This window comes from Ruegeria sp. K7, assembly GCF_056531785.1.
In genome coordinates this window covers 1-4,227 of record NZ_JBQFMJ010000040.1, presented here as the reverse complement: position 1 = coordinate 4,227, position 4,227 = coordinate 1, and the positions used below count along the sequence as shown (strand labels likewise).

Below are 4,227 nucleotides of genomic sequence, written 5' to 3'. Positions count from 1 at the left end.
TCCTCACTAACATCTTTCGGACCAGAATATATGCCACCTATACCGCTGTTTGCGCCTTATCGCAGTCAACAAGCTTAGTCATTCAGATCCGCAATGCTGGCATAGGCAAGACGGTTGAAGGCGGTCATGCCACCGCTGAAAGACCAAAAAGTCCAGCCAAGTCTCCCTGTGAGGTTTTCCGTAGGCGCCGAAAGGAATTTCTGAATTGTGAGTTTTGATCTTGCTTAGCTTAACAAAGCGGCCATTCACTCGGCTCACGTCGAACTTCTGCTCAGCGGACAATCCCGCCGGTCGCGAGGTTCAGCCAGTCGACCGCTTCCTGCGTATTGCCGCCGTTGGATCGCCTGAGTGATTTCGCCGGTGCAGCCTTGGCAATCAAACGCGTCCGACCGAATACCGGACATTGAGGCAAGGCGATTGGAAAGGCAGTTAGGCGTCCGGATCGCTGATGTAGCGAAACCCGCGATTGCCCAAGATCGCACATTGTGGACGTCTTAGTAACCTCGTGTCGTGACCGTTGCCGACGACTGAAGTCGAAACTTGATCTTCCCGAACAACGACCTAGTGTTTAGCGGCTAGTTCAGCGAAGGGAAAACCAATGAAATTCATCACAGGCGTGTTTGGCTCGCTGATCGCCGCCTCCGCGGCCACGGCACAGGATAGTCCAATCATTCACGATGGGGAGTTCAACTTCCTGAGTGCCCAGTTTGGCGAGGAATGGGCCGCACAGGACGTTCGGATCGATTCACGTCTGGCAGAGCTTCGCGACGCCAACAATGGGAAGCCTCCGAATATCCTCTATGTACTGATCGATGACGTCAGCTTCGGTTTGATGGGCAACCGGGCGATGAACTATGTCGCCGGTTTCGACACGCCGAACATCAATGATTTCGCGTCCGAAGGCCTTGCCTTGATGCGCATGTATACGGAACCCTCGTGCACGCCGACGCGCACCGCGTTCCTAACAGGAAGCCACCCGGTTCGGGCTGGACAGGAAGAAGTAAAGGTCGCCTTGGTGGGCGAGGGCCTGGCCGGTGAAGCCGTCACAATTGCCGAAGTGCTCAAGCAATCGGGCTACAACACGGCTCACGTCGGCAAGTGGCACCAAGGGGATATCGAGGAGTCCTTTCCCCACAATCAAGGCTTCGATGTCGCGTTTTTCCCTGTGCACCAGCAAGTTCAATTGAGCCTGATGACCCCGGAGGCCGCGGCCGCAGGCAATTTGAACGGCTGGCATCCATCGACCCAGTCAAGTGAGTTTGCGATCGACCAGCGGTTCAAACCCTATGGCTTGGTTACCGGGCTCGAAGCAAAGGCGGGAGAGCAAGCCCGCGAGGTGGGCCTCGAGGCCGGCGAGGAATGGACGCAAGGGCATTACGAGCGCATGAACGAGACATACCAGAGGCAGGTGCTGGAACAATTAGAACGCCTCGCAGCCGCAGAGGAGCCGTTCTTCCTACAGTACTGGCCGCTCTATCCACTCAATTTCACCTCCAGCGATCAACAAAGGTCCCGCAATGGCGGCTTCATGGCCGACAAGATGGAGCAGTTGGATGATTGGTTCGGCGATCTCATGGCCAAGGTCGACGAGCTTGGCGTGGCCGAGAACACGCTTGTGGTGTTCATGGCCGACAACGGCATCTTCAAGCAGTACTCACCCAATTCCGGCATGATCGAGTTAATCTATCGGGGTGGCAAGGCAGAGCATCTCGAAGGCGGGGTACGCGTGGACGCGTTCGTGCGATGGCCGCAAGCCATCGAAGGTGGAAGCTACGCGGGAGACATTATCCACGTCTCCGACCTCTACACCACGTTGGCCCGCATCGCCGGTGGCACGGAATTCATCCCGCGCGACCGGGTGATCGACGGGGTGGACCAGACAGCGTTGTTGCTGGAAGGCGAAGGAAATTCGCGCCGAGACTATGTTTATATCTACGAAGGCCCGGTCTTGCGCTCGATCGTAAAGCAGGAGTTCAAGATGCACATGCCAGCACCGGGTGTACCAGGGGCTGCAGCGCCGGTCTTTAACATCCTGCGCGATCCTCGAGAGACAACCCCCGACATCGGTGGATCGCTCTGGTCCGGGGCGTCATTTCAGGACATGGCAAAGCGCCATGCCAAGATGATAGCGAAGTACCCGCACCGCCCGATTGGCAAGGATGAACCCTACGGCGGCATCGAAAACCTCCGCCCCGAGAGCGAGCTAGCTCGTAAGACGTTTGCGAGTTGGCAGGACGAGTAACCACGGCCAACGGCGGGTGAGCACTATTCGGCTAGTACGTTAACACCCTGTGTTTCAGCCGAGGTTTGCCAACGTGTTGAACCTCGGCTTAGAGCACGAAAGGGCCTGTCGGGATAACTAGGGTGAGCGACAGGGCGACCTGCTTGGGTGACCTTTTAGTGAGTCACTACAATTGTCGGGTTTGCGTCAATTCCGTCGGTTGCTGGGAGCGGAGGCGTCAGCAGGCGGCACCCGCAGCGAACGGCGACTATGTCGGCATAGCAGACGGTTATGGTGGCTCAAGTGAACGGGCAGTTTGGGCTCAAAGCGGTCATACGCTGCACTTGTCATGAATGACTGCTATGCGGACTTTCCCGCCGTTCGCTGCATGCGCTCAGTTGGCGCTGCATCAGCGAAGGCATCCTGAAAGAAGGGCATCTTATTCGGGGATTTAGCCAAGCACCCAACTTTGCAACAGATTGCAGGACAGCGAGGCGCAGCTAATGAGAGGTTTGGACAAATTTATCTCGATAACAATGCAAGCGCAGCAGATTATCACCGAGCGTGCGAATGACTTGAACTCTACGCGGACGAGGCTAGGGTTTTCCTGGGTTGGGAGCATATTTTGGCAAGCCGGCCAAGTATTTTTTGTTGGAGAACCACACATGTCCAGAACGCTTTTCTCGTTGTTGGCCATCGCAGCCTTTTCGTTTTCAGCAACGGGTATCGCTGTAGCTTGTACCACTGCCGTTTATAACAATGGCGGCGCGGCACTATCTGTTCGTACAATGGACTGGTTTGGACACGATGACGCAAGAGTCGTCGGGGATGGGGCTGGCATTGAAAACACCTATGCCGATACAGAAGGTGCGATAACGACAACGTCAAAATATGCGTCATTGAAGATCGAAAGCTTTTTGACAAAAGTCGTTGCTGAATCCATGAATGAAAAAGGGCTGGAAGCGCGAATGCTGTATTTGGGCCCCGATTACACAGCATATACGTCTTACCCCAAACCTACTGATGCCAAAACAGACGTTGATGTGGTTCGGCTTGCCGAATGGGCGGTTGATAACTTCGAGTCCGTGCCGCAAGTCGTTGAAGCACTCCAGACGATTGACGTGATAAATACCGGCATTTGTGGGTTGCCGCCGCACAACGACATGAACCATTGCTCTGAGATTACTCCAGCGCATTTCCAGTTTGCCGACAGAGCTGGCAATACCGCAGTCGTAGAATTTGTTCGTGGTGAGATGCAAATTTTCCAGGAAGAAGAGGGCACTGCATATATGTCCAACGATCCTGAGTTCGCGGCCCATTTGATTTTGGACAAAGAACAAACAGCACCGGGCGCGACCATCCGCTCCTACGACAGACGTTTACGTGCCAAGGCTGTACTATCCGATATGTATGCGCGCAATGTAACAGATAATGAGGCCGCCAAGCTTTCGATAAAAGGCGCTGGCGCGACTATTTTTGCGGGCTACGATCAAGTGGATCCGTTTGTGAATGACGTGTTTCCGACATTGTGGACCATCTATACAGACCGAAATGAACTCGAGTGGGTGTTGGATCGCTACGATACCTGGACTGGAGAGATTTACAATTTTACCATGTTCGATACCAATTTGCCTGAACGGCAAGAACTAGGCATTCACCCGAGTCCAAAATATCAAAACAACTAATAATCTCTTTTTGAGGCGGCCGGTGACGGGTTTTGTGAAGCTGGGCTGCAGCAAATAAAGATTTAAAGACTGTCGGCTTTGGGCTCCGAGCAGTCCTTCGCTGCGGTGTCCATCAATGTCCGCTTACAAGAAAATCAGGTACAAAACTCGTCAGCTGTCACCCAAATTGTCACCCAAAGGCGAAAATGCACTTCGGCGTAAGCACGCTAAGTTCAGTAAGCATCTGTTTTTGTTTAATTTAAGTGGTGCCCGGGGGCGGAATCGAACCACCGACACGATGATTTTCAATCCACTGCTCTACCCCTGAGCTACACGGGCACG

General features: G+C 54.1%; 2 protein-coding genes and 1 tRNA gene. 2 read left to right on the top strand and 1 reads right to left on the bottom strand.

What is annotated here, in order from left to right:
* Positions 1-598: 598 nt before the first annotated feature.
* Positions 599-2,242, top strand: a complete 1,644-nt coding sequence (locus ACR0FE_RS23555; RefSeq protein WP_480915551.1) for a sulfatase-like hydrolase/transferase — start codon at positions 599-601, stop codon at positions 2,240-2,242.
* A gap of 644 nt (positions 2,243-2,886) precedes the next feature.
* Positions 2,887-3,906, top strand: coding sequence for a linear amide C-N hydrolase (locus ACR0FE_RS23550; RefSeq protein WP_480915550.1), 1,020 nt, complete (start codon positions 2,887-2,889; stop codon positions 3,904-3,906).
* A 243-nt stretch (positions 3,907-4,149) separates the two neighbouring features.
* On the opposite strand, the gene ACR0FE_RS23545 is transcribed toward ACR0FE_RS23550, so the two are convergent.
* Positions 4,150-4,224, bottom strand: a tRNA-Phe gene (locus ACR0FE_RS23545).
* Between the last annotated feature and the right edge of the window lie 3 nt (positions 4,225-4,227).